Below are 24,421 nucleotides of genomic sequence, written 5' to 3' on the forward strand. Positions count from 1 at the left end.
TATTTTTACCCTTATTTTGTACCCTCTATCTGAAACCACAACCTTCAAGGAAGCTGATATGACCCCCATTCTCCCAGCAGTTCACACCAAGCCGACCAAATTGGCATTACTGTTTAGTGGCAGTATTTTAGCACTCAGCATGACTGCTGCGGTGGCGGCAGTGATGGCTCGAATAGTGGCAATACCGAAAATGTCGGCACTACCCCGCCTGTGAGCAGTGCCAGCTTTAGCGAAACGGCTACTTGGCAAGTCACCAATCTAGCGCCTGATACTGCTACCTGTTATGACTTTGATGCCAAAGCTGAAAGCTCGTGTGCTGAGGATAAGTGGGATATCAAGTTAGATAACCAAGCGCGTTCGGTCAAGCTTTGGTCAAATAGCGGTGATTCTGGCGCGGGTTTGGGCGGCGTTTTTGGTTTAATCGATTGGTCAGATCTGAGTCGTTATAGCAATGCAACTCAAGATCCTGATACCAGTCGTGATATTACCATGCACTACAATGAAGACCGTAGTGGCGGTATTTTTGATGCACAGCCTTGGTTTGAATACAGTTTAAAAGACAACCATCAGCTCTACCCGAACAATCGTGTCTATCTTGTCACCACAGATAATAGCAGCGCCATGACAGACAGCAGCGTCCAGCAGCCTATTTATGCCATGCAGATTACCAACTATTATAATAATGCTGGAACCTCGGGCTACCCTACTCTGCGCTGGATTGATACGGCGCTACCGAACAAGGTACAGACGAAAACTATCGATGCCTCAAACAATGATAACTGGGTCTATTTTGATCTAACCACAGGACAAAGTAGCGCCGATAAAAACAGCTCTTGGCAGATTGGCTTTAAGCGTAATAGCGTCATTTTAAATGGTGGCGATTCTGCGATTGGCACTAATAAAGGCATAGTTGGTGGCTTCTTATCAAAAACACCAATAGGGTATTATGATGATAAAGGTGAGCCCATTGTCAGCAAGTTTATGACCGATGGTAGTGCGGCGACTTTAACCGACCTTACCAACACCGCTGTGTACGATAAACCGATGAGTGCCAGAAGCTGGGTCATTGATAGTAAAGGCTCGGATCTCAATCCTGCTTATACAGGTAATTTCCCGAACCTAGACTTTGGCTGGTATACCTACAATGGCATGACCCATCAACTAAATGCCAAAGCGGTTGACAGCGCTCAAGGCGCGCTCATTAGATCCGCTGAAGGCAATAGCTATGCCCGCGTGCGTTTGGATAAAATCAATTACCCTGATAGCTCAGCGACGACTGCGACCTCATGGGAATTTAAAATAGACATTCAGCCTGCTCCTTAACACTCTACTGTTCGACTTTAGCTCGCCCAACCCATTTTTGTAAGCTATCAAACCTTACAAAAATAGGTTGGGCGATAACGTTTATACACAGTCTAAGAGTCACCACTGCCAATTATTACAAGAAAAATATTAATCACTCGATAACACCAGTCCTTTTATGATTGTAAATAAATTAACCTATGGTATATTATCGTAATAAAAATCTAGGTGATATTAATAATCATTAACATTTGCATTTTTTATGCTTATTAATTATTACATTTCCATCTTGCCCTTAATCAGCAGCCAATCATTTATTAATAAAAATTTTGCTGAACAATTATTTGAATTTTGGCTTGGATGACATTTTATGGCTCAACCACTTACTCAGTACGATTTCGATAAAACACCGCTCGACATGGCTGACAAAGCCCAGTTTATGAGTCATGTCAATGAAGAGCATCAAGATGAACTCGCGATGTTTATCAATGCCTTTACTACCACGGCAGTGAATGAGCACGAGATCGCCTCGATAACAGAGCTGTATACTGATGGGATACTAATGGATGTCACAACCGCCCATCATGACAACGATACCTTGACAAACAGCAGCAAGCTCAGCCGTCAATATTTTATCGATTTTATAGTTCCTATTAGTGACTCTATGACGCTACAAGAGCAATATATAACGCTATTGCAAACCTCTGCCAATAAGCTTGGCAAGCGCACGATCAAGCTTCAAGAACAGCGTTTTACGGTCATTAATGGCTATTACGCCAGCCCCAATATGTATCGACTGCTAGTAACCGCACCCGATAGTACGCCACTCTCTCATCCGGGCTACGCGTATTTGTTTGAGCTGGATGCGGACGGTCTATCTGCTACAAAACACCAGCCCAAAGATAGCGACAAACCTTTGCAGCGCTACTATACCTTGCGAAAAGCATGGCGAGATTCGAGCAGCTCGTCTGTCCAAGCGTGGATAGACGTTTATACTCATGGCGACACGGCAGGAGGCAATTGGGCGCGTGCACTTGACTGTGGCAGTCAAATCAAAACAGTACGTGAATATCCAGAGAAAATAGAACATCTCAGCACTGGTCAGTGCTTACTCATCTGTGATGAAACCTCCTTACCTACGGTGGCCAATCTATTGGAAAACTGGCAGAATCCATTGCCGCCCCTCGTCATTGCCATCACTAATGATCCAGACGATATCCGTTACTTACACACCCTCACACTCAGTAATCAACTACGCCATAATGCGCATTTTTTGCAAGATAATGTGTGCCAGCTGGTTAATACCCCAACAACTGATATTACTGAACAAATAATGGCATTGTTAAATACACAATTTGCGCGACTGCCTGTCAATATTGACAAAGTATGGGGCGCGCTGGAAGCAGCGAATATCAAATCATTACGACAGCAACTAAAAGCAACCCTTGGGCTATCACGTCAGGATATGGTCATTAAAGTCTATTGGCGTGCGCAATAATCATTACATTTTTTGTAAATGGTATTTTCTACAAACAGCAAGCATTTAATAAGTAGCAAACATTTAGTCATAAACAGAAAGCATTTAGCCACTTACCAACCACTTGTGCTGACTGCTAAATTGAGCGATTAGCAATCGTTGCTGCTGGTATAACGCGACTAATCAACATAGTGTAATTAATCAACTTTATACGACTTACTACTTTGCCTAACGAAAACGTACACTTAATACGATAAAAATATATTGAGATTTAATCCAGTAATATATTGTAATGAAAATGATTATCATTATAATAAGCATTTAATCTATGTGCTGGAAATATTCATGCAACTGTCTCGCTTATACTCTGCTTTATTTCGCCCTACTCTATTGAATATGTCTCGCCATCCCTTGTCATTAAAATCACTGTGCTCATCTTGTCTGTCCACATCGGTAATACTACTGGGTGCAAGCCAAGCCGCATGGGCACAAACAGATTTAAGTGCTGACACTCAAACCGATACCCCAAGCGTGGTACTCGATGAGATTGTCGTGACCAGTAGTGCTGATGCATCAGCCAATGGGTTGCCAAATGCCTATGCAGGCGGTCAAGTAGCGACAGGAAGCCGTGTCGGAATCTTGGGCAATCAAGACATCATGGACACGCCGTTCTCCACTACCTCATATACCAATGAGTATATCGGCAATCAACAAGCCCAAAGTGTGGGCGACCTGCTCAAAAAAGACCCGACTGTTCGTGTCGCTAGAGGCTTTGGCAACTTTCAAGAAGCGTACTTTATGCGCGGCTTTGTCACAACCTCTGATGACACCATGTATAACGGTCTATATGGCATATTGCCAAGGCAGTATATCGCAACGGAATTGTTCGAGCGTGTTGAGGTTCAGCGCGGGGCATCCGCCATGCTTAATGGCGCAGCACCCAGTGGTGGTAACGCCGGTGGTACGATTAACCTGCTGCCCAAACGAGCTGGCAATGACCCGCTACGTAAGGTGACACTCGGTTATGGTCAGGGCGATCAAGGCAAAGTTGCCGTAGACGTCAGTGATCGCTTTGGTACTGATGATGCGTTTGGCATTCGCTTTAATGCCGCTTATCAAGATGGTGACAGCGCGATTGATGATGAATCTTCAACACTGGGTCTGGCAGCGTTAGGATTAGATTATAGAGGCGATCAGTATCGACTATCAGCTGATTTGGGCTGGCAAGACAATAAGCTTAAAGAGACCCGTCCTAGTGTCACACTTGCTGGTGTTTCTAGAGTACCAAAAGCACCAGACGGCTCAAAAAATTGGGCGCAGCCTTGGACGTATTCAGATGAAGAAGATGTCTTTGGTACCATTCGAGGAGAATATGATTTTACTGATAATATTACCGCTTATGGTGCTTACGGTGTGCGAAGTGGTGAGGAAGAAAACTCACTGGCCAATCTAACCGTCAACAACGTCGATGGTGCGGGTACGTTTTATCGCTTTGATAATTCTAGAAAAGATTTGGTACAAAGTGCCGAGCTCGGTCTGCGTGGTAAATGGCAAACAGGTGACGTGGCTCATAATTGGGTACTAGCAGCGGATCTCTATGACCAAGAAGAAAAAGGGGCGTTCGCCTATGATTTTGGTAATCAACCCGCAACCAATTTATATCGCCCTATTGACTACGCTGAGGTACCTTTCACAAGCACAGCAATCTTCGGTAGTAACTTAGATGATCCAAAACTAACCAACGAGAAGCAATTCCAAAGCTTTGCGCTAGCCGATACCATATCATTGTTCGATGACAAACTAAAAACCACTTTAGGCGTGCGTCATCAGAATTTAAAAACCACCAGCTATGATCCTAACACTCAGGCTAAAACGGCTGGTTACGATGAAAGCGAGTGGACACCAAGCGTTGGAATTGTCTATCAACCGAGCATGGACTGGTCTGTTTATGGCAACTATATCGAAAGCCTAGCGCCAGGCGCAAGAGCACCTCTGACTAATAATAGTGGTGCTGTCACCAATGGTGGTCAAAATTTAGATCCTTATGTGAGTGAGCAGACTGAGGTTGGCGTTAAGTATGACAATGGTTTGATTGGCAGTAGTTTGGCGATATTCCGCACTAATGAGCCACGTGCTTATGTCAATGACGCCAACACCTTTGTGGCTGCAGGCGAAAACCGTCACCAAGGGGTGGAATTGACTGTATTTGGTAGCCCAAGCGAAAACATGCGCTTCAATGCTGGTGTTACTTACTTAAATGCTGAGCAAAAAGATACGGGCGATGTGACGTTTGACGGCAACCGAGTCATCGGACTGCCCACGCTACAAAGCAACGTCAACCTAGAATATGATTTAGCAGCAGTTGAAGGATTGACGGTGACCGGCGATATCATTCACACAGGCGCACGTTATGCCGATGCCGCCAACAGCTTAAAAGTTGACGGTTATACCACATTAGATCTAGGTGCTCGCTATCGCACTGTGTTAGCAGGACAAGACGTGACGCTAAAAGGAGTAGTTACTAATATTACTGGTGAAGACTATTGGCAATCAGTGGGTGGTTATGCGGGTGCTGGATACTTAAATGCCAGTGAGCCTACTGCCCTAAAAGTGTCAGCGACTTTCGACTTTTAAGACATGCAGATTAAACCACGTTTATAAGACTTAGATAAAAGGGATTAGGCACCACCTACTCCCTTTTATGCCATCAAAAATACGCAAAAAACCATTCTATTATTGAGCCATTATGTCCTCTCACGCCACCGTTTCTTTATATCAGATGATTTGGGCACACTATCGCCTGCCCTTTCTTAAAGTTATTTTCCTTAATTTGGTGAATGCGGCGGTCAGTGTGGGCATCATTGCCTATATCAATCACACCTTTATCAGTCAGCCTGTTTTTAATACCTTATCGTGGGCGAGCTTGGGTCTATTTTCAGCTTTGGTTGTCCTACTATTGGTCACTACTTTTTTATCACAATATGCACTGACTCGTTTGGGGCATCAGTTCGTCTACGAGCTTAGAACCAAGCTGGTCAAACAAATCATCGACACCAAAGTTCCACAAATAGACCATTTGGGTAGCGCACGGTTACTCGCCAGCTTATCCTCAGATATTCAATCAATTACCGTCGCCTTTGTGCGTATGCCAGAGCTTGTGCAAGGCGTTATTTTATCGGTTGGTGTCGCCCTTTATTTAGGCTGGTTGTCGCTGCCATTATTATTGATTGTCATGTTTTGGATTGCGATGACGATTTGGATAAGCACCATTTTAGTAAAGCATGTCTATACTCATTTAAGGGAGCTCAGAGTGATCAATGATCTTTTATATGAGGACTATCAATCCATTATAGATGGTCGCAAAGAGCTGGCGCTTAATCAACACCGCGCTGAAAAACTCTATAAAAATGATTTCTTAAATCATGCCAAGTCTTATCAAAATCGAGTGATTAAATCGGATACATATCATTTATCCGCCGTGAATTGGTCGAATATTATGATGTTCGCAGCCATTGGTGTGGTGTTTGCCGTGTCAAATTATCTTGCTATTCCAATGGGTATTGCCACCACTTTCTCTTTAACCATTCTATTCATGCAATCACCCATCCTCCATGCCGTCGGCGCGTATCCGACCTTACAAACGGCACAAGTGGCGCTGGATAAAATACAATCGTTGGAATTGGCGGAGTACCAATCAACCTTTACGACGGATATTGTGGTCAACAACTGGCAGTCCATATCATTCAATGATATTGGCTATCGTTATGCAAGCATTGATATTGATACCGATGCAAACGAGGTAGTGGTCAAAGAAAATGAAAATTCTACCGATATCCTAAAATCGGTTAATCTGACTTTGAAACGTGGCGATGTGGTGTTTTTAATCGGGGCAAATGGTAGCGGCAAGTCTACGCTTGCCAAGATTATTACAGGCATTTTCACCCCTAGCATCGGTGCTGTAAAAATAGACAGTCAGCTCGTTGATTCACAGAATAATGCTGATTATCGACAGCTTTTTTCTGCTATTTTTAGCGATCAGCATCTTTTTAAACAGCTGATTGGTAGAGAGGGACAGCAACCCGATGAAGCGCTCGTAAATACATGGCTGCATAAATTGAACTTACAAGATAAAGTCAGCGTGACTGACAACCAATTATCGACAGACAAGCTATCACAAGGACAACGCAAGCGCTTGGCCATGCTCATTGCCGTGGCTGAACAAAAAGACATACTGCTACTCGATGAATGGGCGGCTGACCAAGATCCTGCCTTTCGCCGCGTGTTTTATCAAACACTGATACCTGAACTCAAAGCCTTGGGTAAAACGCTGTTTATCATCAGTCATGATGACGGCTATTTTGAACATGCAGATCGATTATTACTGATGAAAGAAGGAAGACTCATTGAGTTAAATGCTGAAGAACGGCAACGTGCTAGTGCCGATGCCATTGCTATGTTGGCGTAAATACTGGCTTAGTAAAAAGTTAATGGCGAACAATAAAAAATCGGGGCATCTTTTAGAAAGCTGCCCCGATTTTATTTAGATAAGAATAACTTTTTGAATGGCTCTTTTATTTAATTTTAAAATAATAGTTTCTGTAAAAATCCAACCCGTGAAATGACTAAGAAATCTAGTAATCCGATAGCGACAATCGCGATGATGGCGGTTGGGAATATAATCGCCACTACTAACAAAGGAATGGCAAACGGCCACCAGATAGAAAAACTGAGACCACGCGCTGGTGGATTCAGTCCAAGCTTTTCACTGGCATGACGTGGACGGCGCTGCCACCACATGATGTAACCGCTCACACAAATAGCAATAACCGATAAGCAAAATAGGACATTGACCAATACGCTCCACCATCCAAGCGTCCCCATATGAATAGCAATGCCTGCCGCCATGAATTTACCAAAAGCATTGTAATCATCAAAGCGGATATCTGCCAAAATATTGCCCGAATAACGATCGATATGTACCGTACGATCAGCCATTGGATTTTTCATATCATAGCTCATTGAGTCTTGGCTAATCGTCCAGACGCCCGTACTACCCTGTGGCAGATTTAATTGGTAACGTCCGACAATACCAATCTCACGGGCAAATCGATCTACAGTATCAATCATAATCGGTATATTGGACGCGATACCATCCTTGCCAGCGACAGTGCCAGATGCTGGCATTGGTGTCAACTCAAGCACCCAAGGCACATCTTTGGTACTACCCGTATTTAGTGCATCACCATGCGTGGGTGCTGTGACTGGTGTTGCTCCATGAACGTGCGGCGTGGCTTCAGCGTTATTCATATCCATACCAGCATGATGTTGACTCTGATCAATGGAAAGCGGCATTGGCGCAACGCCCCATTTGCCCGCAGGAAACTGACTCCATGCCTGTACCATACGCTCGCCCCAGATGCCTGCCCATGCCATTCCTGAAATACAGAAAAACAGTAGCAACACAGATACCCAACTGCCCAATGTCGCATGAATAATACGAATGAATGAGCGTTTTTTCTTATTATTTACAGCATCAATGGGTATAAGCATGGCTTTGAGTGATTTGCGTTTTTGCCACCACAGATACCAACCCGTTAGAATCATTAAGATGGTTAATGACGCAGTGGTTTCTTGGATATAGTCACCGACTTTGCCCAATAGTAAATCAGCATGAATATCATTAAAGGTATAGTACAGACCACTATTAGTCGGCGTGCTTTTAACGATATCAGCCGTATAAGGATTCACCGCCACCATATTCTCATGATTGGCTGACTTAACTTGAAACAAGGCAACGGTGTCCGTATCACGAGGCGCGATATATTTCACCAGCGTGCTGTTAGGTAAAGTGTTCAACGCGTTTTTAGCTTGCGTAGAAATAGGTTCGGTAATTAGTGCTGTCATCGCTGAATCTGGGGTGGTAATGGTGAGACGATCATCATCACGACCTGCTATGTTAGACATCAACAGCATGCCAAGTGCGCTGCAAGCTAGGATAATTAAAAAAGGTGCTATAAACATTCCTGCATAAAAATGCCAACGCCATACCGTAAAATAGCGTTGAGTATTGGTTGATTGACTTGTATGTCTGTTCATAAATATGACCTTTAACAATCTTTGGTTGCTCAATGAACGACCTAGACCTATTAATAGTAGTAATAAATCCTGTCTGCCGGTTGATCTAAAAGTTGATTCCAAATAGACGGCTGCATCATACGAGGAAACCGATTTAAACACCATCGTTTATAGCCAAAAATTATCGTCATATTAGGGTGTTTCTTCAATTTTCATGTTTGCATCATAGTCATCTTAATGGCTAAAAATGAGGCTACTTCACTCGACATCTTACTAAGAACGCTTTGTTTGTAAATTTTTAATGATAACGATAATCATTAATGTTATTATTCCTTTTCTTTCGCTTTCGGCATTTGATAACTTACAAGGAAATATGATGCGTTTTATCTCAACGTCTACATCCATTCGTCAAAAACGTTTAACTCTTGCTGTGCAACTGGGATTGGTAATGGGTTTGAGCCATGCAGCTTATGCTGAGACAATGCCGAATAACATCGAAAACAGTGTTGAGAACGACTTCGATAATGATGTTAATAATGATGAGACTGTGACACCATCGACCACCTTGGATACCATTACTGTCTATGCCGACAACTACCGTAGTACGGGCACCAAAACAGCATTAGATCCCAATGACGCGCCCATGAGCTATACGAGAATCGATCAAGCACTATTGCAAAAACGTCAAGCAGACAGTGTCAATGCAGCGTTACGTTATGAGCCAGGGGTGAGTACTGAGAGTCGCGGTACCGTGTCCATCTTTGATGAATACAATATTCGCGGTTTTAAAACTTACTCCAATTTTTACGATGGATTAAGACTGCCCTACGATGGGGCTTGGAATCTGACGCCGCAAGTCGATATCTACGCAACAGAAGCAGTCGAAGTGGTCAAAGGGCCCGCATCCTCACTCTATGGCTATGCATCTCCAGGTGGCATGGTTAATCAAGTCGCCAAAACCCCAAAAAGCACTCAAGCATCTGAGGTACAGTTGCGAGTGGGTAATCAAAACCTAAAAGAAGTGGCGGTCGATACGACAGGACCTATCTCAGACACGCTCAATTATCGTTTGGTGGCGTTAAAACGACAAAAAGACGGGCAGATGCAGATCACAGAAGAAGAGCGCACCCTGATCAATCCATCACTGGAATGGCAACCGACAGAAGATGTGTCCGTTCTTGCCAATCTGTTTTATCAAGATGATCCAGAAATGGTGCCTTCCACCCCACTGCCTGCCGTTGGCACTGTCTACCATGCCAGCTATGGCAAATTGGGCAGTGATGCCTATGCAGGCGATGAATGGAATCACTTCAGCAAAGAAGTATTTATGCCAAGTGTTACCATAAACTGGGACATCAATGATACGCTCACCTTTAAACATATCACGCGCTATACCGACGCCGACGCGCAGCAGCGTAATATGTACAACAGCGGGTTTGTAAGCGGTAGTGATAAGATACTAAATCGGGTGGCCTACACCACCGATGAGAGCATGAGCAACTGGACCACGGACAACCAGCTTTCTTATCAGCTAGATACTACCAATACCTCGCACAATTTATTATTTGGTATTGAGTATCAAGAGACAGACAGTACCGCCACTTATTATGATGCTGGCGCAAATGGCACGCCAAATCTTGACTTATCCAATCCAGATTTTTCGCAAATCAATGCCGATACCTTGCCTTTAGAGGCTTATCGTCAAAATGAAAATATCGAGCAAAGCCAGCTTGGTTTTTATGTACAAGATGAGATGAAATGGCAAGATTTGATAGTAGTAGCAGGCTTACGTCATGATAACTTTGATAGTATCACTAAGCAGACAAAGGCTTCTGAAGGTGCCATCTATAGTGATCAAACCATTGACAATGATGCCTCAAAAACCAGTAGTCGTCTCGCAGCCATTTATGACTTTGATAATGGGCTATCTCCTTATGCAAGCTACTCGCAGTCGTTTCAGCCAGTGGTCGGTAGTAACTTTATTACCAATGCGCCATTTAAGCCAACGACTGCCGATCAGCTAGAGGCTGGTGTCAAATATCTCTCTGCCAATCGCGCCACACAAGGAACATTAGCAGTATTTGATATCACTCAAAAAAATGTCATAGTGACGAACCCATCTAATTATCAACAAAAAGTTCAAACTGGTGAAATTGAATCAAAAGGCTTTGAGATATCAGGCAGTCATATGCTCAACGACTGGGTAGATGTCGCAGCAAGCTACAGCTATACCGATGCTGAGATTACAGAAGATGAATTCAACCCTGATGTTGTCGGCAATACCCCTGCGCAAACGGCTAAGCACAAGGCAACATTGTGGGCAGATTATTATGCTACTGACAAGCTCAGTCTCAATGCTGGCGTGCGCTATGAAGGCGGTATGCAACTTGATAAGCAAAACTCAGACGAATTACCAAGCGTGACTTTGGTAGACATTGGCGGCAATTATCAAATCAATCCGATGCTCACTGTCGGCGCGAGTGTCAACAATCTCTTTGATAAAACCTACGCCGGCGCTTGCTATGATATTAACAATTGCTGGATGGGACCTGAGCGCCAAATGTCCGTCAGCCTAAAAGCCAATTTTTAGGCAATGTAGAACTTACCATTACTAGAAAATATCAATCTTATAGAGTGGTCTCATCTCAAATGATGACCTAAACTATCAAATAGTTAAATGAAGGAAAGTATTAATATGGCAAAACCTACCCCAAGAATGCTAGATGTGATTGGCAGTAAATACCTCACGCCACATATGTGCCGTGTCACGCTTGGCGGTGCTGGACTGACTAATTTTCCGGCAGATCAAGAAAGCGCGTACATTAAGCTGATATTCCCTCAAGGCGATGAGGCTCGACCATTGATGCGCACCTATACCGTCAGCATTCGACGAGATGACGAAATAGATGTCGATTTTGCGTTGCATGAGACAGAAGGCCCTGCTTCAGCATGGGCACGTAACGCCCAAGTGGGAGAGCAAATATTGGTAGGCGGCCCTGGACCAAAGAAGCTGATTAACAATGAGGCTGATTGGTTTTTATTGATCGGTGATATGACAGCGCTGCCGGCGATTACCGTCAATCTTGCCCAGCTACCTGCTGACGCACACGGCTATGCAGTCCTTGAGATTACCACTGAAGCAGATAAGCAACTACTCGAAAAGCCAGACAACGTTGACATTCATTGGGTGATAAATGCACATCCAAATGCAGAAAGCAGCCCGTTACTTGACTGCGTCAAATCATTGACTTGGCTTGAGGAACAACCTGCTGTTTGGGTAGCTTGCGAGTTCCATAGTATGCGCGCCCTACGCCATTATTTTAAGGTAGATCGCCCAATACCCAAAACGCATTTGTACATATCTAGCTATTGGAAAGTCGATAGTACAGAAGACCAGCATAAAATTGTCAAACGAGAGGATGCGCAAAGTATAGAATGATAAGCAATGACGGTTTGTATTTTTGAACTGTTTTAAAAGCGGTTTGAGTAATGATTGATAAATTTTGCGTTACTAATCATTACCCCACTGCTTATATACTTTTGTTGGCTAATAAAAGTATAGTGACAAAATATAGTGACATTGTAGAATATGAGCAGCTGGTGAGCTGCTCATAAAATGTGATCACTACCCTTACAACCCTATCACTTGCATTAAATGCCCTGTCTTGAGATACACTGTAGCTCCCTCAGATCCTGCCTGTATTTGCGCATGCTCACCTGCTGGCAGACGTATCCAACCGCCGCGCTGATAAACTTGACCCTCATCTATCAACTCACCTGCTAATACCAGTATTTCTGCACCGCCACAGACTGCCTCATTAAACAGTAACTCGCCTGCCTTGATACGCTGCAAACTCACTTGCTCATTATCACCTGAGAATAGAGGACAAACATCACGGCTGCCCTGCTGTTGCCAATGAGCCTTATCTTTAGTATCGATAGCCACATAATGAGGTTCATCAGCTGGCATTTGACGTAGCTTGACGAAAATCACTGCGCCTTCATCACTATAGGGCTTGTGTCCTGAGGTCGGTGGATTGCGCAAATACCAACCTGCTGGGTAATGTTTGTCATCTGCAGAAAAAGTACCTGACAATACTAAAATCTCTTCACCACCCGGATGTAGATGATGCGGAAAATAAGAATTGGGCGCATAGCGTACAAGGCTAGTGGCACGCGCTTTTTCTGCACCCACACGGTCAAGCATCACGCGCTCTACCCCATTTTGTGGTGACTTAATCCACTGGTGTTGTTCAGGTGTAAGAGCAGCGCGGCGAGTAAAGTCTACATGAATAAGCATAAACCATGTCCAAAAATAGTATGATGAGATGATCCTTTAGCAAACGTCAGATATGCTCATTGAACGTTATCGACAGCTGAAGGCGCAATGATTGCACCTCGCTAATATAAACCTTACCGAGTTTTCAACGTACTAAAATCACAGGAGATAGCGTGCTGGCGATAATTTCTGTCGTGGTACTACCAAGGAATAATTGTTGCAATTTCGAATGCCCGTAAGCACCCACCACCATCATATCAATGTGGTTGTCTACCTGAAACCTTAACAAGCCATCAACGGCATCGGAGGCAGATAAATGATGTGCCGCGACGCTAAAACCTGCGTCCTCCAATTGTGCCGCTGCGGCGCTTAAGCTTTGTTTTGACGCGTCGTTATGATTGCCTATCATGACGATATGACCTTGCAATCCTTTTAGCACAGGACTCCTCGCAACCATCCATGCTGCTTTAATAGCCGTTTTGCTACCATCAAAAGCTATCATATATGAGTTGGGTTCTTTGAACGTCTCTGAGCAAATCAATATAGGAACGTCAGATGCGCGGGCAACGGTTTCGATTTGGCTACCGATATTAATACGGCTGCTTTTGTGATCTTCACCTCGGCGTCCCATGACGATGGCACGATTTTCTGCTTTAAAATGCTCAATGGCAGGTAACAGCTTGCCGCGACGTTGATAGATACGAATATCGACTTGAGTAAAGTTACCTTGGATATGGCTTTTTGCGTCTTGTACCAAAGCATTGCTATAACTGTTCACCACCTTCGCTCTTTGCTCGTCTAACTGTGTCAATTCCTCCAATAAAAACTGGCGGCTATTGACTCCTATTGCGCCTGACAAATCGCGTCTGGTCGAGGCTGGAACCTCACTCACATGCAACAACGCTACGGGTAAATTTAACTTACTGGCATACCATGCTGCATAGTCACAAACCGATTCAGTCACTGCCGAGCCGTCTATACAGGCTAAAATGTGCTGTGATGTTGTCATATTCCATCCTTAAATTTAACGATTTAATCCTATACAGCTTTCTATAACCACTATAAATATGATCACCGAAAAACAAATTTACCAAAGTACATGGTTACCAAAAAATATAACGGCAAAAAAAGCATATCCACTGCCTTGATAATAACCAATTTAAATGGCTTCAGCCAGCGATGTGTGCCCACTTCTGCCATAATTAAAAAAAGTCTTGTCATCGTCTAACAACATGCCGTAGCGAATTTTGCTACAATGGTTTTTTAGCATTTATGATTTAAGTATCCTTATCTAGGTGATGGAATTATGGCAAAAAATGCCCTACAGGCTCAGTTATTAAAAGCGGGATTGGTGGATAGCAAAAAAGCCAAGAAAATCAGCAAGCAGACTCAGCATGCCAAGCGTACTGGTGACTCAGAAAGCATGGAAGCGAAAAAAGCGTTGGCAGAAGCCCAAGCGAAAAAATTAGAGAAAGATCAAAAGCTCAATCAAGAAAAGCAACGTATTTTAGAAGAGAAGATGCTCAAGGCTAATATCGTACAGATGATTAAGCAGCATCAGATTGCCGATACCAATGGCGATGTCAATTATCAATTTGTCGATAATGCTAAGGTTAAAAAAATCTTTGTCACTCAAAAACTATATGACCAAATCGTCGCCGGTCATGTGGTGATTGCACGCTTAGAAGAAGGCTATGCACTCCTTCCTCGCCCGTTGGCAGATCGCATCGATGCAAAAATGGAAGGCTTCATGGTCGTGTCTAACGATACATCAGAAGAAGTACTGGCAGAAGATGATCCTTATGCCGCCTATGTGATTCCAGATGATTTGATGTGGTAACCGCTTAATTTCATCATAATTATGATGTCAGCCAAAAGCCTTTCATGGACCATATCAGTCTATGAAGGGCTTTTTATTGTACGAAAATCGACCACCTTTAACCAAGCATTGCTGCTTTGGTTGAAAAACGTAACGATGCTCTGGAACAGTAGCATGCTTGAGGCTACGAACTTGAACAACCATTCAATAACAACTACAATGCGTTTTATTGACCTACTGAGCGTTAGTATTTTGTCTAATTTTGAGTAATCACTCAAAATAAACACTTTATTAACGCTTACTGCCTGACAATAGTAGTCATTGCCATATATTTTATTGATTAGACTTACCAAGCTCTTTTGCACTCACTTTTAACGCTTATTAAGAAGAAATAACTTATGCCAAAACATCTTCCTCTTTCACTGTTATTGCTTCGACTGGGTATTTTTATTGTTTTTTTAGTCTGGACTTTAGATAAGCTTATTAATCCTGATCATGCCGCCGGCGTCTTTTCTAGTTTTTATGGTTTTGAAAGTATAGGCGACACTGTTTTCTATGTCATTGGCGCGGCTCAATTCATCCTCATTCTGTTGTTTGTCACAGGATTATTCAAAACTTGGACTTACGGCATTATCTTGCTACTTCATGCGATTTCGACGTTCTCAACCTTCGGCTTATACCTCAAGCCTTTTGATAACTTGTTGTTCTTTGCAGCATGGCCGATGTTGGCTGCGTGTTTGGCGCTTTTCTTAATGAGAGACTGGGATACCTTAACCTTGGGCAAAAAAGTTTCTTTAGCCTAAACATCAGTCATATTTATCGTTAGATTGGGCCGGGTTGAACATGCAAAAATATAAATACTAGCCTCCGAAACTCAAGCCCTATACTATGAAGACTACTAATTTAGCTGTTTTATTGTATATAAATGCAAAAACCATGCAAAAAACTTAACGCAATTATCTTACCACTAACTTGTTATTACCACTAACATGGTCAAGGTTCTTAATCATAAAAGAATGACGATGACTTTAGCCTTCGCTCTACTACTTAGCCGGATATTTTATGATTAAAAGAATATTGTTAATACTGTTAATATTAATATTAGCAGCAAGCTTTTTCTACTTTGACCTCAATCAATTACTGACGCTTGACGGCTTAAAAGGGTCGATGGCACAATTTAACGACTATAAAACGCAATCACCACTATTGATTATCGGTGGATTCTTTTTACTTTATATCGTTGTCACCGCCCTATCCTTACCTGGCGCTGCTATTTTAACCTTGGCAGCTGGCGCATTATTTGGTTTATGGCAAGGCTTATTGGTCGCCTCATTTGCCTCCAGTATTGGTGCGACACTCGCCTTTTTAACCTCACGTTATTTACTACGTGATACGATTAAACAGCGCTTTCCTGAGCGCTTAGCAGCCATTGATGCTGGCGTTGAAAAAGAAGGCGGATTTTACTTATTTACCCTACGCTTAGTGCCGATATTTCCTTTCTCTTTGATCAACCTATTGATGGGTGTCACCGCGATTAAAGCGAGGACATTCTATAGGGTAAGCCAAATCGGTATGCTCGCTGGCACCTTCGTATATGTCAATGCTGGTACGCAATTGGCGCAAATTGACAGCTTGTCAGGGATTTTATCGTTTAATTTAATTGTCTCATTTGCGTTGTTAGGTTTTTTCCCATTAATAGCAAAAGGCATATTAAATATGCTAAAAAAACGCCGCGTCTATAAAAACTATAGCAAACCTAAAAAATTCGACCGAAACATGCTCGTGATTGGCGCAGGTGCTGGCGGGCTAGTCACTAGCTATATCGCGGCGACCGTCCGAGCAAAAGTGACCTTAATCGAAGCGGGTGAGATGGGCGGTGACTGCTTAAACTATGGCTGTGTACCCAGTAAAGCCCTCATTAAAAGCGCGAAAGTCGCCGAACAGATGTGCAATGCTGAGCGTTACGGCTTAGAAAATACACCACCAGAGTTCTCATTCAAAAATGTCATGAGCCGTATCCATAAAGTCATCGCTGATATCGCGCCAAACGATAGCGTCGAGCGTTACACGGACTTGGGTGTTGAAGTATTAAAAGGCTATGCCAAATTCATCGACCCGTGGACGGTAGAAATTGCACTAAACGATGGCGGCACACAAAGACTAACCGCACGTTCCATCGTTATCGCTACTGGCGCGCGCCCATTTATTCCAGATTTGCCAGGCTTGGAAGAAACGGGCTACGTGACCAGCGATACTATATGGAATAAATTTGCCGAATTAGAAGCAGCACCGAAAAAGCTGGTCGTCCTTGGCGGCGGACCGATCGGCTCTGAGCTGGCGCAAGCCTTTGCCCGCTTAGGCTCCGATGTGACCCAGATCGAAAGAGGCGCGCGTCTTATGAAAAAAGAAGACGTGGAAGTCTCTGAATTTGCACAGAAAGTCCTCGTTGAGAGCAGCGTAAACGTTTTAACCTCGCATCAAGCGATTCGCTGTGAAGCTCGCGATGGTAAAAAGTTCATTATCGTTGAAGCGCAAGGCGGCAGCACCGTTAAGCAAGACCGTCAAAACAAGCAAGAAATCGCGATTGAATATGACGAATTGCTTTGTGCCGTTGGACGTAGTGCTCGCTTAGAAGGTTATGGTCTTGAAGATTTGGGCATCGAAACGGAACGTACCATCGAGACGGATGACTATTTAGAAACTCTCTACCCCAATATATACGCCGCAGGTGATGTCGTCGGCCCTTATCAATTTACTCATGTGGCTTCCCATCAGGCATGGTACGCTGCCGTAAACGGTTTATTTGGACATCTAAAGAAGTTTAAAGTAGATTATCGCGTGATTCCTTGGACAACCTTTATCGATCCAGAAGTCGCACGCGTGGGCTTAAATGAGCAAGAAGCTATTGAAAAAGGTATCGATTTTGAGATTACCCGCTACGACTTTAAAGATTTAGATCGCGCGGTGACGGAAAGTGCCAATCATGGTTTTATCAAAGTCATTACCCCTAAAGGCAAAGATAAAATACTTGGCGTGACCATCGTCGCTGAGCATGCTGGGGATTTAATGCCAGAATTTATACTGGCGATGAAGCATGGCTTAGGGCTGAATAAAATACTTGGCACTATCCATATGTATCCAACATGGGCAGAGGCTAATAAATACGCGGCTGGTGAATGGAAACGTAATCATGCGCCCGAAACGGTATTAAGCTGGCTTGAGAAATACCATACATGGCGTCGAGGTTAGCTGGTTTTTTATTCACTGCGCTAAAAATATATCATAATAACGGAAACTTAAATGTACGTTATTAAATCTCTACCCGCTTTGACCACGTTAAAAAATCTAAGCCGCTATAGCACCTATGCTATGGTGCTTAGCATTTGTGTTGGTATATCAGCAAGCACTGCCTCACCCACTACTGGTAACCTTAATCAAAATTTATCATCTTGGCAACAAATAGAGGCGCAAGGGGAAAACCAAGACGTCTACTTTTATGCATGGGGCGGTGATCCACAGATCAACGCCTATCTACAGTGGGCTGCCAAGCAAGTCGATGACAAATTTAATATTAATTTAGTCCATGTTAAATTGAGCGACACCAGTGAAGCCGTCAGTCGTGTACTTGCAGAAAAGTCCGCCAACAACAATGATAAAGGCAGCGTGGATCTCATCTGGATAAATGGTGCCAACTTTGCCACCATGAGTGAGAACTCATTATTACTGAAACAATGGGCGAACAAGCTCCCTAACTTTGCCTTGACCGATCCAGAGAACAATCCTGCGGTTAACTTTGATTTTGGTGTGCCGACCAACGGCATGGAAGCGCCATGGGGTCAAGCCTCACTAACCTTTTATTACGACATTTTATCAACTGACAAGCCACCAACCACCTTAAATGAGCTGATTAATTGGACCACGCAAAACCCTGGACGTTTTAGCTATCCAAAGCCGCCTGACTTTTTAGGCATGAGCTTTTTAAAATACGCCTTAGTCATGCTGCACGAAAATCAGGATGCGAAAACAGGCGAAAACACCAAAGCACAGCTCAACCTGCCAGCCACTAAGCAAAATACAGATATGGTATTAGCCCCTTTATGGGCATTTTTAGATGACTTACATCCCACTCTATGGCGTAAGGGTGAGCAATTTGTGCAAACGGGCGCGCACATGCGGCGTTTGGTCGACGATACCGAACTGAGCTTGGCCTTTACTTTTTCTGCACCTGAAGTACCCGCGGCCGTGCAACGTTATGATTTACCCGAGAGCATTCGTAGCTATGCAATGAGTGATGGCAGCTTAAGTAACACCCATTTTGTGGCCATTCCTTATAACGCCAGCCATCCGCAAGCCGCACAGCTGGTCGCCAACTTTTTGCTGAGCCCAGAAGCACAGGCCAAAAAGCAAACCCCAGATATATGGGGTGATAAAACCGTACTTGTTCTCTCTACGCTCAGCCCTGAGCAACAAGCGCTATTTAAAGACAATAAACCACACACTAGCGCCCTGCCCTTTGATAGCATCAAACGTACCGTGAGTGAACCACATCCAAGCTGGGTTGATGCCATTATGCAAGGCTGGCAGACACGTTATGGGGTCAGCCCATGAGTAAAAATACTAATAATAAAACGGCAAAAGAAAAAGTTCATTCTGCAACAATTACTGGCATAAACGCGCCTTATAAAACAGACCTATTTACGCGTATAGTCTCCTTGAGTCCGACATTTTTACTGCTGCTACTGATATTACCGGTACTCGGAGGTTGGGTTTGCGTGCTGTTGCCTGCCTTTAGCTGGGTGCCTGCACTTGAGAAAACGACTGTTAGTCTACAAGGTTTCCATGATCTCTGGCAGACGCCCGGTCTTATCCAAATGATCGCTTTAAGCATCGCTACTGGATTAATCAGCACGCTATTCGCTTTTTTCATGACCTTGATGATATTGGCAGCATTTTTTAATAGCGTTTGGCTGACCCGTATTGAGCATTTACTTAGTCCAATCTTGGTCATTCCTCATGCAGCAGCAGCCATTGCGGTTGGTTTTTTAATTGCGCCTTCTGGTATGTTTTCACGCCTTATATCACCATGGCTAAGTGGCTGGGAATTGGCTCCAGACGGTATATTTCCACATGACCCCTACGGCATCAGCATTATCTTGGGTTTGACGTTGAAAGAGCTGCCATTTTTATTACTCATGGCACTAGGCGCTTTGGCGCAACCAGAGCTTGGTAAAAAGCTACGTCAGCAGTATAAAGTCGCGCTAAATCTCGGCTATTACCCCATCACGGCCTTTTTTAAAGCGGTACTTCCTGTCCTCTATCCTTTTTTACGTCTGCCTATCTTAGCCGTGCTTGCCTATGCCAGTGCCAGCGTAGAGATGCCATTGATATTGGGTCCAAACACGCCGCCAACGCTGGCGGTTACTATTATGCAATGGTTTAACGATGTGGATTTAAACTTACGTATAAAAGCCTCGGCAGGCGCGTTGTTACAGCTGGCGTTGACGGGTAGTTTAATCGCCTTGTGGCTTGGTAGCGAGAGAGCGATAAAAAATTGCTTTAATCGCACGTTGGTCAATGGCAAGCGCCACTATGCCGATGCATTATGGCAAAAAATTACCGCAGCATTGACCACTGTGGTGATTGGCTTTATTTTGCTGGCGCTCATTGGTCTGGTCATGTGGTCAGTAGCTGGTTTTTGGCGCTTTCCCGCCGTATTGCCAGAACAGTTGGTGTTATTACATTTTCAAAGTGCCTTTACGCAAATGAGCACGCCATTATTTAATACCATTACGATTGGTATCGTGAGTACCGTATTTGCCATTGTGCTGACATTATTATGTTTGGAAGCTGAGCAATTAAGTCAAAAACCACTTTCAACATTTACCAGTTTAATTATCTATTTGCCGCTGTTAGTGCCGAGCATTGCTTTTTTATTTGGCTTAGTATGGCTACAGCAACTGGTGAATAACCAAACAGCGTTTTTTAATGTGGCATTTACCCATCTGCTCTTTGTGCTGCCCTATGTGTTTTTATCGCTTGCCAGCAGTTATCGACGTCTAGACCCTCGTTTTGCTCATGTAGCGGCAAGCCTTGGTGCGACGCCAGCCAAAGTATTTTTGCAGGTGAAATTACCACAACTGTTTGCGCCATTATTAATAGCCATTGCTCTTGGTTTAGCGATTAGCTTTGGTCAATACTTACCGACATTATTGGCAGGTGGCGGACGAATCGCCACCATCACCACAGAAGCCGTAACCCTCGCTAATGGTGCCAGTAGACGCACCAGTGCAGTGTATGCCATCATCCAAATGGCGCTACCCTTAGTTGGTTTTATATTGGCTTGGATATTGCCAAAGTACTTCTTTAAAAGTGATAAAAATAGCAGCCGTTAAAACGTTTTTTAAAATATATTCGTTTTGAAGAGCACTGATTCTAAATAGCACTGATTTTGAAAAACAACTCACTATAAAAACGCAGATAAAGGGCTCTTGATGCAATCCTCTTTACAGATAAAAAACTTGCAGTTATATCGACAAGGCGAGCTATTACTGAGCTTAGATGAGCAGATTGCTGGTGGTGAAATACTAACCGTCATGGGCCCATCTGGCAGTGGTAAATCTAGTTTATTGAATTGGCTCACAGGTATATTGCCAAATGGTTTCACCGCTACTGGTGACGTCTGGTTAAATGATAAAAATGTAAGTCATTTGCCGACGCACTTGCGTCATATTGGGGTACTGTATCAAGATGCTCTGCTATTTTCGCATTTATCGGTCGCAGGTAATATTGCGTTTGCGATGCCTAAAAGTAATAAAAACAGCAATAAAAAACAGCGCTTTGAAAAAATAGAGCAGGCGCTTGAACAAGTTGGTTTAGCAGGCATGGGAAATCGCCATCCTGACAATTTATCAGGCGGACAACAAGCACGCGTGGCGCTACTGCGAACTTTGCTCAGCGCACCAAAAGCGATACTACTCGATGAGCCTTTTAGCAAGCTTGATACCCAACTTCGAGTAGATACGCGGCAACTGGTGTTTGAGCAAATCCTCACTCATAAACTTCCCGCCATCATGGTCACGCACGATTATAGCGATGCCGAGGCCGCAAACGGTAAAGTTATTCATTTAGACCTGTAGTTTTAAAGTTATCGTTTTATACATAAAGTCTTAAACGTCAAAGCGAAATACAAAAGGCAAGCGCATGCTAGATAAATTTCTTACGCCCATGATTAAACCGATACTAAGCCCTGTCGTCGTTGTATTGCATAAACGCGGAATTACGGCTGATCAACTCACGGTGGCAGGCTTTTTAATCGGTATGTTAGCCTTGCCGTTACTCGCATTTGAGCTTTGGTATGGCGCACTGGCAGTCATTGCATTGAATCGTATTTTTGATGGTCTTGATGGCGCTTTAGCCCGCCATGCGCAGCAAAGCTCTAGCGCAGGCGGCTATTTAGATATTACGCTCGACTTTTTATTTTATGCCGCCATCCCGCTGGGTTTTATATTGGCAAATCCTGAACAGAATGCCATTGCTGGCGCTTTATTACTCGCGACCTTTATTGGCACAGGCTCTAGCTTCTTAGCGTTTGCCATTGCTGCGGAAAAGTTTACACTGAATAAACCGCAGTTTAAATATAAGAGTTTTTATTATTTAAACGGTTTGACTGAGGGCACCGAAACTATAGCACTGTTTGTCGCTTTTTGCCTGTGGCCACAGCACTTTGTATTACTCGCCAGCATTTTTGCCACTGCTTGCGCAATTACGATTTTTACCCGTATCCATGGCGGCTATCATACCCTTAAACAGCTAGAAATAGATAAAAACAGTATATAAATAGGATAAGTTAAGAGGCAGCTAATGACTAACGAAGTATGGTGGCGGCTTGGGTCCTTTTTAAGCATTTTAGTGATTATGATGCTGATAGAATGGCTCATGCCTGCACGTCAAGCACCGATCAAAAGCGGCAAACGCTGGTTCGCTAACTTTGGCTTGGTTTTTATCTCGTCAGTTATTGCTCGTCTAGCGGTGCCTGTCGGTCTAACGGCTGTGGCGCTGTATAATCAGCAGCATGGGATTGGTCTATTTAATATTATCGATTTGCCAAGTATTGTCGTCGTCATACTAAGCTTGATATTGCTCGACATCATCATTTACTGGCAGCATCGATTATTTCACCGCGTACCTATGCTATGGCGTTTGCATAAAGTCCATCACGCTGATGCACATGTCGACGCCAGTACAGGGCTTAGATTTCATCCCATTGAAATCGTTTTAAGCATTCTAGTGAAGCTCATTGCCGTCAGCTTATTGGGTATTCCTGCCATCGCCGTATTGATATTTGAGATTGCGTTAAATGGCCTAGCAATATTTAACCATGCCAATATTCGCCTGCCACCTGCGCTTGAAAAACCGCTGCGCTTAATATTGATGACGCAGATTTTGCACCGTATTCATCACAGCCAACGCGTTAGTGAGACCAACTCAAACTATGGCTTTAGTGTCATCTGGTGGGATTGGATTTTTGGTAGTTATAAGGGTAAAGCAAAGCAGTCTGATAATGAGCTAGATATTGGGCTAAAAGAATACCCAGCAGCCAAACAAAATGCCTCGCTATGGGGATTGTTAACCATGCCATTTAGCAATAATTTGGTTAAGAAAAACAAATAACTGTCGTGATGCCGCCTAGCTTTGAATGTAAGTCAAAGTTACAAACAACTTGAGCATTCACTCAAATATAATTTGAACGATTGCTCAAAATGAATTATAGTAGCTGCAGTTGTTGAGCGACTGACAAAAATCTCACTTATTAAATTGAGCAATCACTCAACTATATAATAGGTTCTCAAGTCGCTTCTACACACTTACTTTTACAACCATTCACTAATAATGATTAAAAGGTTTTAATATGACTGAATTTACCCTACACGACAAAAATACAGCCCCAGCAGAAAGTAAAGATTTGCTTGATGTATCTATCAAAGCATTTGGCAGAGTCCCAGGTCTACATGCCGTCATGGCTGAAGCACCTGGGCTATTAGAAGGCTATCAACGCCTGCATCAGTTATTTTTAGACAGCAGTTTCGATGATGAGGAAGTCACGGTCGTATGGCAAACCATCAACGTCGAACATGAGTGTCATTACTGTGTACCCGCTCACACTGGTATCGCAAAAAGCATGAAAGTGGATGACGCAATCACTGATGCATTACGTAATGAGACACCTCTGCCAACTGAAAAACTAGAAGCATTACGCGACTTTACGCTATCGGTCGTTCGTGATCGTGGTAATGTAAATGATGACGCAGTGCAAGCGTTCTTAGATGCAGGCTTTACTAAACGTCAGATTTTGGAAGTGGTTCTTGCAGCGGCTCAAAAAGTGATGAGTAACTACACCAACCATTTGGCCAACACGCCAATCGACAAGCCTTTCCAAAAGTTTGAATGGCATAAAGCTGTCTAATTATAT

19 protein-coding genes are annotated in these 24,421 nt (G+C 43.5%); 16 read left to right on the top strand and 3 right to left on the bottom strand.

Annotated features, from left to right (window positions below):
• Positions 1-58: 58 nt before the first annotated feature.
• The 5 genes from JMV76_RS07260 to JMV76_RS07280 all read left to right on the top strand — a co-directional run bounded on the left by JMV76_RS07260 (position 59) and on the right by JMV76_RS07280 (position 7,244).
• Complete coding sequence (locus JMV76_RS07260) at positions 59-214, top strand: hypothetical protein (RefSeq protein ID WP_201502163.1); 156 nt, start codon at positions 59-61, stop codon at positions 212-214.
• Complete coding sequence (locus JMV76_RS07265; RefSeq protein WP_201502164.1) at positions 211-1,323, top strand: HmuY family protein; 1,113 nt, start codon at positions 211-213, stop codon at positions 1,321-1,323. The genes JMV76_RS07260 and JMV76_RS07265 overlap by 4 nt, the downstream gene beginning before the upstream one ends.
• A gap of 349 nt (positions 1,324-1,672) precedes the next feature.
• Positions 1,673-2,800, top strand: coding sequence for a siderophore-interacting protein (locus JMV76_RS07270; protein WP_201502165.1), 1,128 nt, complete (start codon positions 1,673-1,675; stop codon positions 2,798-2,800).
• 324 nt (positions 2,801-3,124) lie between these two features.
• Entirely contained in the window at positions 3,125-5,413 is a 2,289-nt protein-coding gene (locus tag JMV76_RS07275) for a TonB-dependent receptor (protein WP_201502166.1), read from the top strand.
• A gap of 112 nt (positions 5,414-5,525) precedes the next feature.
• Positions 5,526-7,244, top strand: a complete 1,719-nt coding sequence (locus JMV76_RS07280) for a multidrug ABC transporter permease/ATP-binding protein (RefSeq protein ID WP_201502167.1) — start codon at positions 5,526-5,528, stop codon at positions 7,242-7,244.
• A gap of 116 nt (positions 7,245-7,360) precedes the next feature.
• Here JMV76_RS07280 and JMV76_RS07285 read toward each other — a convergent pair whose 3' ends face one another.
• The gene (locus JMV76_RS07285) at positions 7,361-8,875 is read right to left on the bottom strand and encodes a PepSY-associated TM helix domain-containing protein (RefSeq protein WP_201502168.1); all 1,515 of its coding nucleotides are present in this window, start codon (positions 8,873-8,875) and stop codon (positions 7,361-7,363) included.
• Positions 8,876-9,230: 355 nt separating this feature from the next.
• On the opposite strand from JMV76_RS07285, the gene JMV76_RS07290 reads away from it, so the two are divergent.
• Both JMV76_RS07290 and JMV76_RS07295 read left to right on the top strand, forming a co-directional pair.
• Positions 9,231-11,444, top strand: a complete 2,214-nt coding sequence (locus JMV76_RS07290; protein ID WP_201502412.1) for a TonB-dependent siderophore receptor — start codon at positions 9,231-9,233, stop codon at positions 11,442-11,444.
• A gap of 105 nt (positions 11,445-11,549) precedes the next feature.
• Positions 11,550-12,293: a siderophore-interacting protein gene (locus JMV76_RS07295; protein WP_201502169.1), complete on the top strand. Its 744-nt coding sequence runs from the start codon at positions 11,550-11,552 to the stop codon at positions 12,291-12,293.
• 192 nt (positions 12,294-12,485) lie between these two features.
• On the opposite strand, the gene JMV76_RS07300 is transcribed toward JMV76_RS07295, so the two are convergent.
• Entirely contained in the window at positions 12,486-13,154 is a 669-nt protein-coding gene (locus JMV76_RS07300) for a cupin domain-containing protein (protein WP_201502170.1), read from the bottom strand.
• 124 nt (positions 13,155-13,278) lie between these two features.
• Positions 13,279-14,142: a universal stress protein gene (locus tag JMV76_RS07305; RefSeq protein WP_201502171.1), complete on the bottom strand. Its 864-nt coding sequence runs from the start codon at positions 14,140-14,142 to the stop codon at positions 13,279-13,281.
• Between the two features lie 297 nt (positions 14,143-14,439).
• Between JMV76_RS07305 and JMV76_RS07310 the strand changes: the two genes are divergently transcribed.
• From JMV76_RS07310 to JMV76_RS07350, 9 genes are all read left to right on the top strand, one after another.
• Positions 14,440-14,973, top strand: coding sequence for a DUF2058 domain-containing protein (locus tag JMV76_RS07310; RefSeq protein ID WP_087814189.1), 534 nt, complete (start codon positions 14,440-14,442; stop codon positions 14,971-14,973).
• Positions 14,974-15,350: 377 nt separating this feature from the next.
• The gene (locus JMV76_RS07315; protein ID WP_055125000.1) at positions 15,351-15,755 is read left to right on the top strand and encodes a hypothetical protein; all 405 of its coding nucleotides are present in this window, start codon (positions 15,351-15,353) and stop codon (positions 15,753-15,755) included.
• Positions 15,756-16,014: 259 nt separating this feature from the next.
• On the top strand, positions 16,015-18,201 hold the full coding sequence (locus tag JMV76_RS07320) for an FAD-dependent oxidoreductase (RefSeq protein WP_201502172.1): 2,187 nt from the start codon (positions 16,015-16,017) through the stop codon (positions 18,199-18,201).
• A 51-nt stretch (positions 18,202-18,252) separates the two neighbouring features.
• On the top strand, positions 18,253-19,560 hold the full coding sequence (locus JMV76_RS07325; RefSeq protein ID WP_201502173.1) for an ABC transporter substrate-binding protein: 1,308 nt from the start codon (positions 18,253-18,255) through the stop codon (positions 19,558-19,560).
• Positions 19,557-21,344 carry an ABC transporter permease gene (locus tag JMV76_RS07330; protein WP_227690194.1) on the top strand — a complete coding sequence of 596 codons (1,788 nt, stop codon included), beginning with the start codon at positions 19,557-19,559 and terminating at the stop codon, positions 21,342-21,344. Before JMV76_RS07325 ends, JMV76_RS07330 begins: the two co-directional genes overlap by 4 nt.
• A gap of 99 nt (positions 21,345-21,443) precedes the next feature.
• On the top strand, positions 21,444-22,088 hold the full coding sequence (locus JMV76_RS07335) for an ATP-binding cassette domain-containing protein (RefSeq protein WP_201502174.1): 645 nt from the start codon (positions 21,444-21,446) through the stop codon (positions 22,086-22,088).
• Positions 22,089-22,152: 64 nt separating this feature from the next.
• Positions 22,153-22,788 carry a CDP-alcohol phosphatidyltransferase family protein gene (locus tag JMV76_RS07340; protein WP_201502175.1) on the top strand — a complete coding sequence of 212 codons (636 nt, stop codon included), beginning with the start codon at positions 22,153-22,155 and terminating at the stop codon, positions 22,786-22,788.
• 24 nt (positions 22,789-22,812) lie between these two features.
• Positions 22,813-23,622 (top strand): sterol desaturase family protein, encoded by an 810-nt coding sequence (locus JMV76_RS07345; RefSeq protein ID WP_201502176.1) that lies wholly within the window; start codon positions 22,813-22,815, stop codon positions 23,620-23,622.
• Between the two features lie 238 nt (positions 23,623-23,860).
• Positions 23,861-24,415: a carboxymuconolactone decarboxylase family protein gene (locus tag JMV76_RS07350; protein ID WP_060491310.1), complete on the top strand. Its 555-nt coding sequence runs from the start codon at positions 23,861-23,863 to the stop codon at positions 24,413-24,415.
• Positions 24,416-24,421: the final 6 nt, after the last annotated feature.

Origin of the sequence: Psychrobacter cibarius (assembly GCF_904845955.1) — a bacterium.
Classification (GTDB): domain Bacteria; phylum Pseudomonadota; class Gammaproteobacteria; order Pseudomonadales; family Moraxellaceae; genus Psychrobacter; species Psychrobacter cibarius_B.

What these genes read in the sequence shown, in the direction of transcription:
- JMV76_RS07260 (WP_201502163.1), top strand. Translation starts at nt 59, where the DNA reads ATGACCCCCATTCTCCCAGCAGTTCACACCAAGCCGACCAAATTGGCA.
- JMV76_RS07270 (WP_201502165.1), top strand. Translation starts at nt 1,673, where the DNA reads ATGGCTCAACCACTTACTCAGTACGATTTCGATAAAACACCGCTCGAC.
- JMV76_RS07275 (WP_201502166.1), top strand. Translation starts at nt 3,125, where the DNA reads ATGCAACTGTCTCGCTTATACTCTGCTTTATTTCGCCCTACTCTATTG.
- JMV76_RS07280 (WP_201502167.1), top strand. Translation starts at nt 5,526, where the DNA reads ATGTCCTCTCACGCCACCGTTTCTTTATATCAGATGATTTGGGCACAC.
- JMV76_RS07285 (WP_201502168.1), bottom strand. Translation starts at nt 8,875, where the DNA reads ATGAACAGACATACAAGTCAATCAACCAATACTCAACGCTATTTTACG.
- JMV76_RS07290 (WP_201502412.1), top strand. Translation starts at nt 9,231, where the DNA reads ATGCGTTTTATCTCAACGTCTACATCCATTCGTCAAAAACGTTTAACT.
- JMV76_RS07295 (WP_201502169.1), top strand. Translation starts at nt 11,550, where the DNA reads ATGGCAAAACCTACCCCAAGAATGCTAGATGTGATTGGCAGTAAATAC.
- JMV76_RS07300 (WP_201502170.1), bottom strand. Translation starts at nt 13,154, where the DNA reads ATGCTTATTCATGTAGACTTTACTCGCCGCGCTGCTCTTACACCTGAA.
- JMV76_RS07305 (WP_201502171.1), bottom strand. Translation starts at nt 14,142, where the DNA reads ATGACAACATCACAGCACATTTTAGCCTGTATAGACGGCTCGGCAGTG.
- JMV76_RS07310 (WP_087814189.1), top strand. Translation starts at nt 14,440, where the DNA reads ATGGCAAAAAATGCCCTACAGGCTCAGTTATTAAAAGCGGGATTGGTG.
- JMV76_RS07315 (WP_055125000.1), top strand. Translation starts at nt 15,351, where the DNA reads ATGCCAAAACATCTTCCTCTTTCACTGTTATTGCTTCGACTGGGTATT.
- JMV76_RS07320 (WP_201502172.1), top strand. Translation starts at nt 16,015, where the DNA reads ATGATTAAAAGAATATTGTTAATACTGTTAATATTAATATTAGCAGCA.
- JMV76_RS07325 (WP_201502173.1), top strand. Translation starts at nt 18,253, where the DNA reads ATGTACGTTATTAAATCTCTACCCGCTTTGACCACGTTAAAAAATCTA.
- JMV76_RS07330 (WP_227690194.1), top strand. Translation starts at nt 19,557, where the DNA reads ATGAGTAAAAATACTAATAATAAAACGGCAAAAGAAAAAGTTCATTCT.
- JMV76_RS07335 (WP_201502174.1), top strand. Translation starts at nt 21,444, where the DNA reads ATGCAATCCTCTTTACAGATAAAAAACTTGCAGTTATATCGACAAGGC.
- JMV76_RS07340 (WP_201502175.1), top strand. Translation starts at nt 22,153, where the DNA reads ATGCTAGATAAATTTCTTACGCCCATGATTAAACCGATACTAAGCCCT.
- JMV76_RS07345 (WP_201502176.1), top strand. Translation starts at nt 22,813, where the DNA reads ATGACTAACGAAGTATGGTGGCGGCTTGGGTCCTTTTTAAGCATTTTA.
- JMV76_RS07350 (WP_060491310.1), top strand. Translation starts at nt 23,861, where the DNA reads ATGACTGAATTTACCCTACACGACAAAAATACAGCCCCAGCAGAAAGT.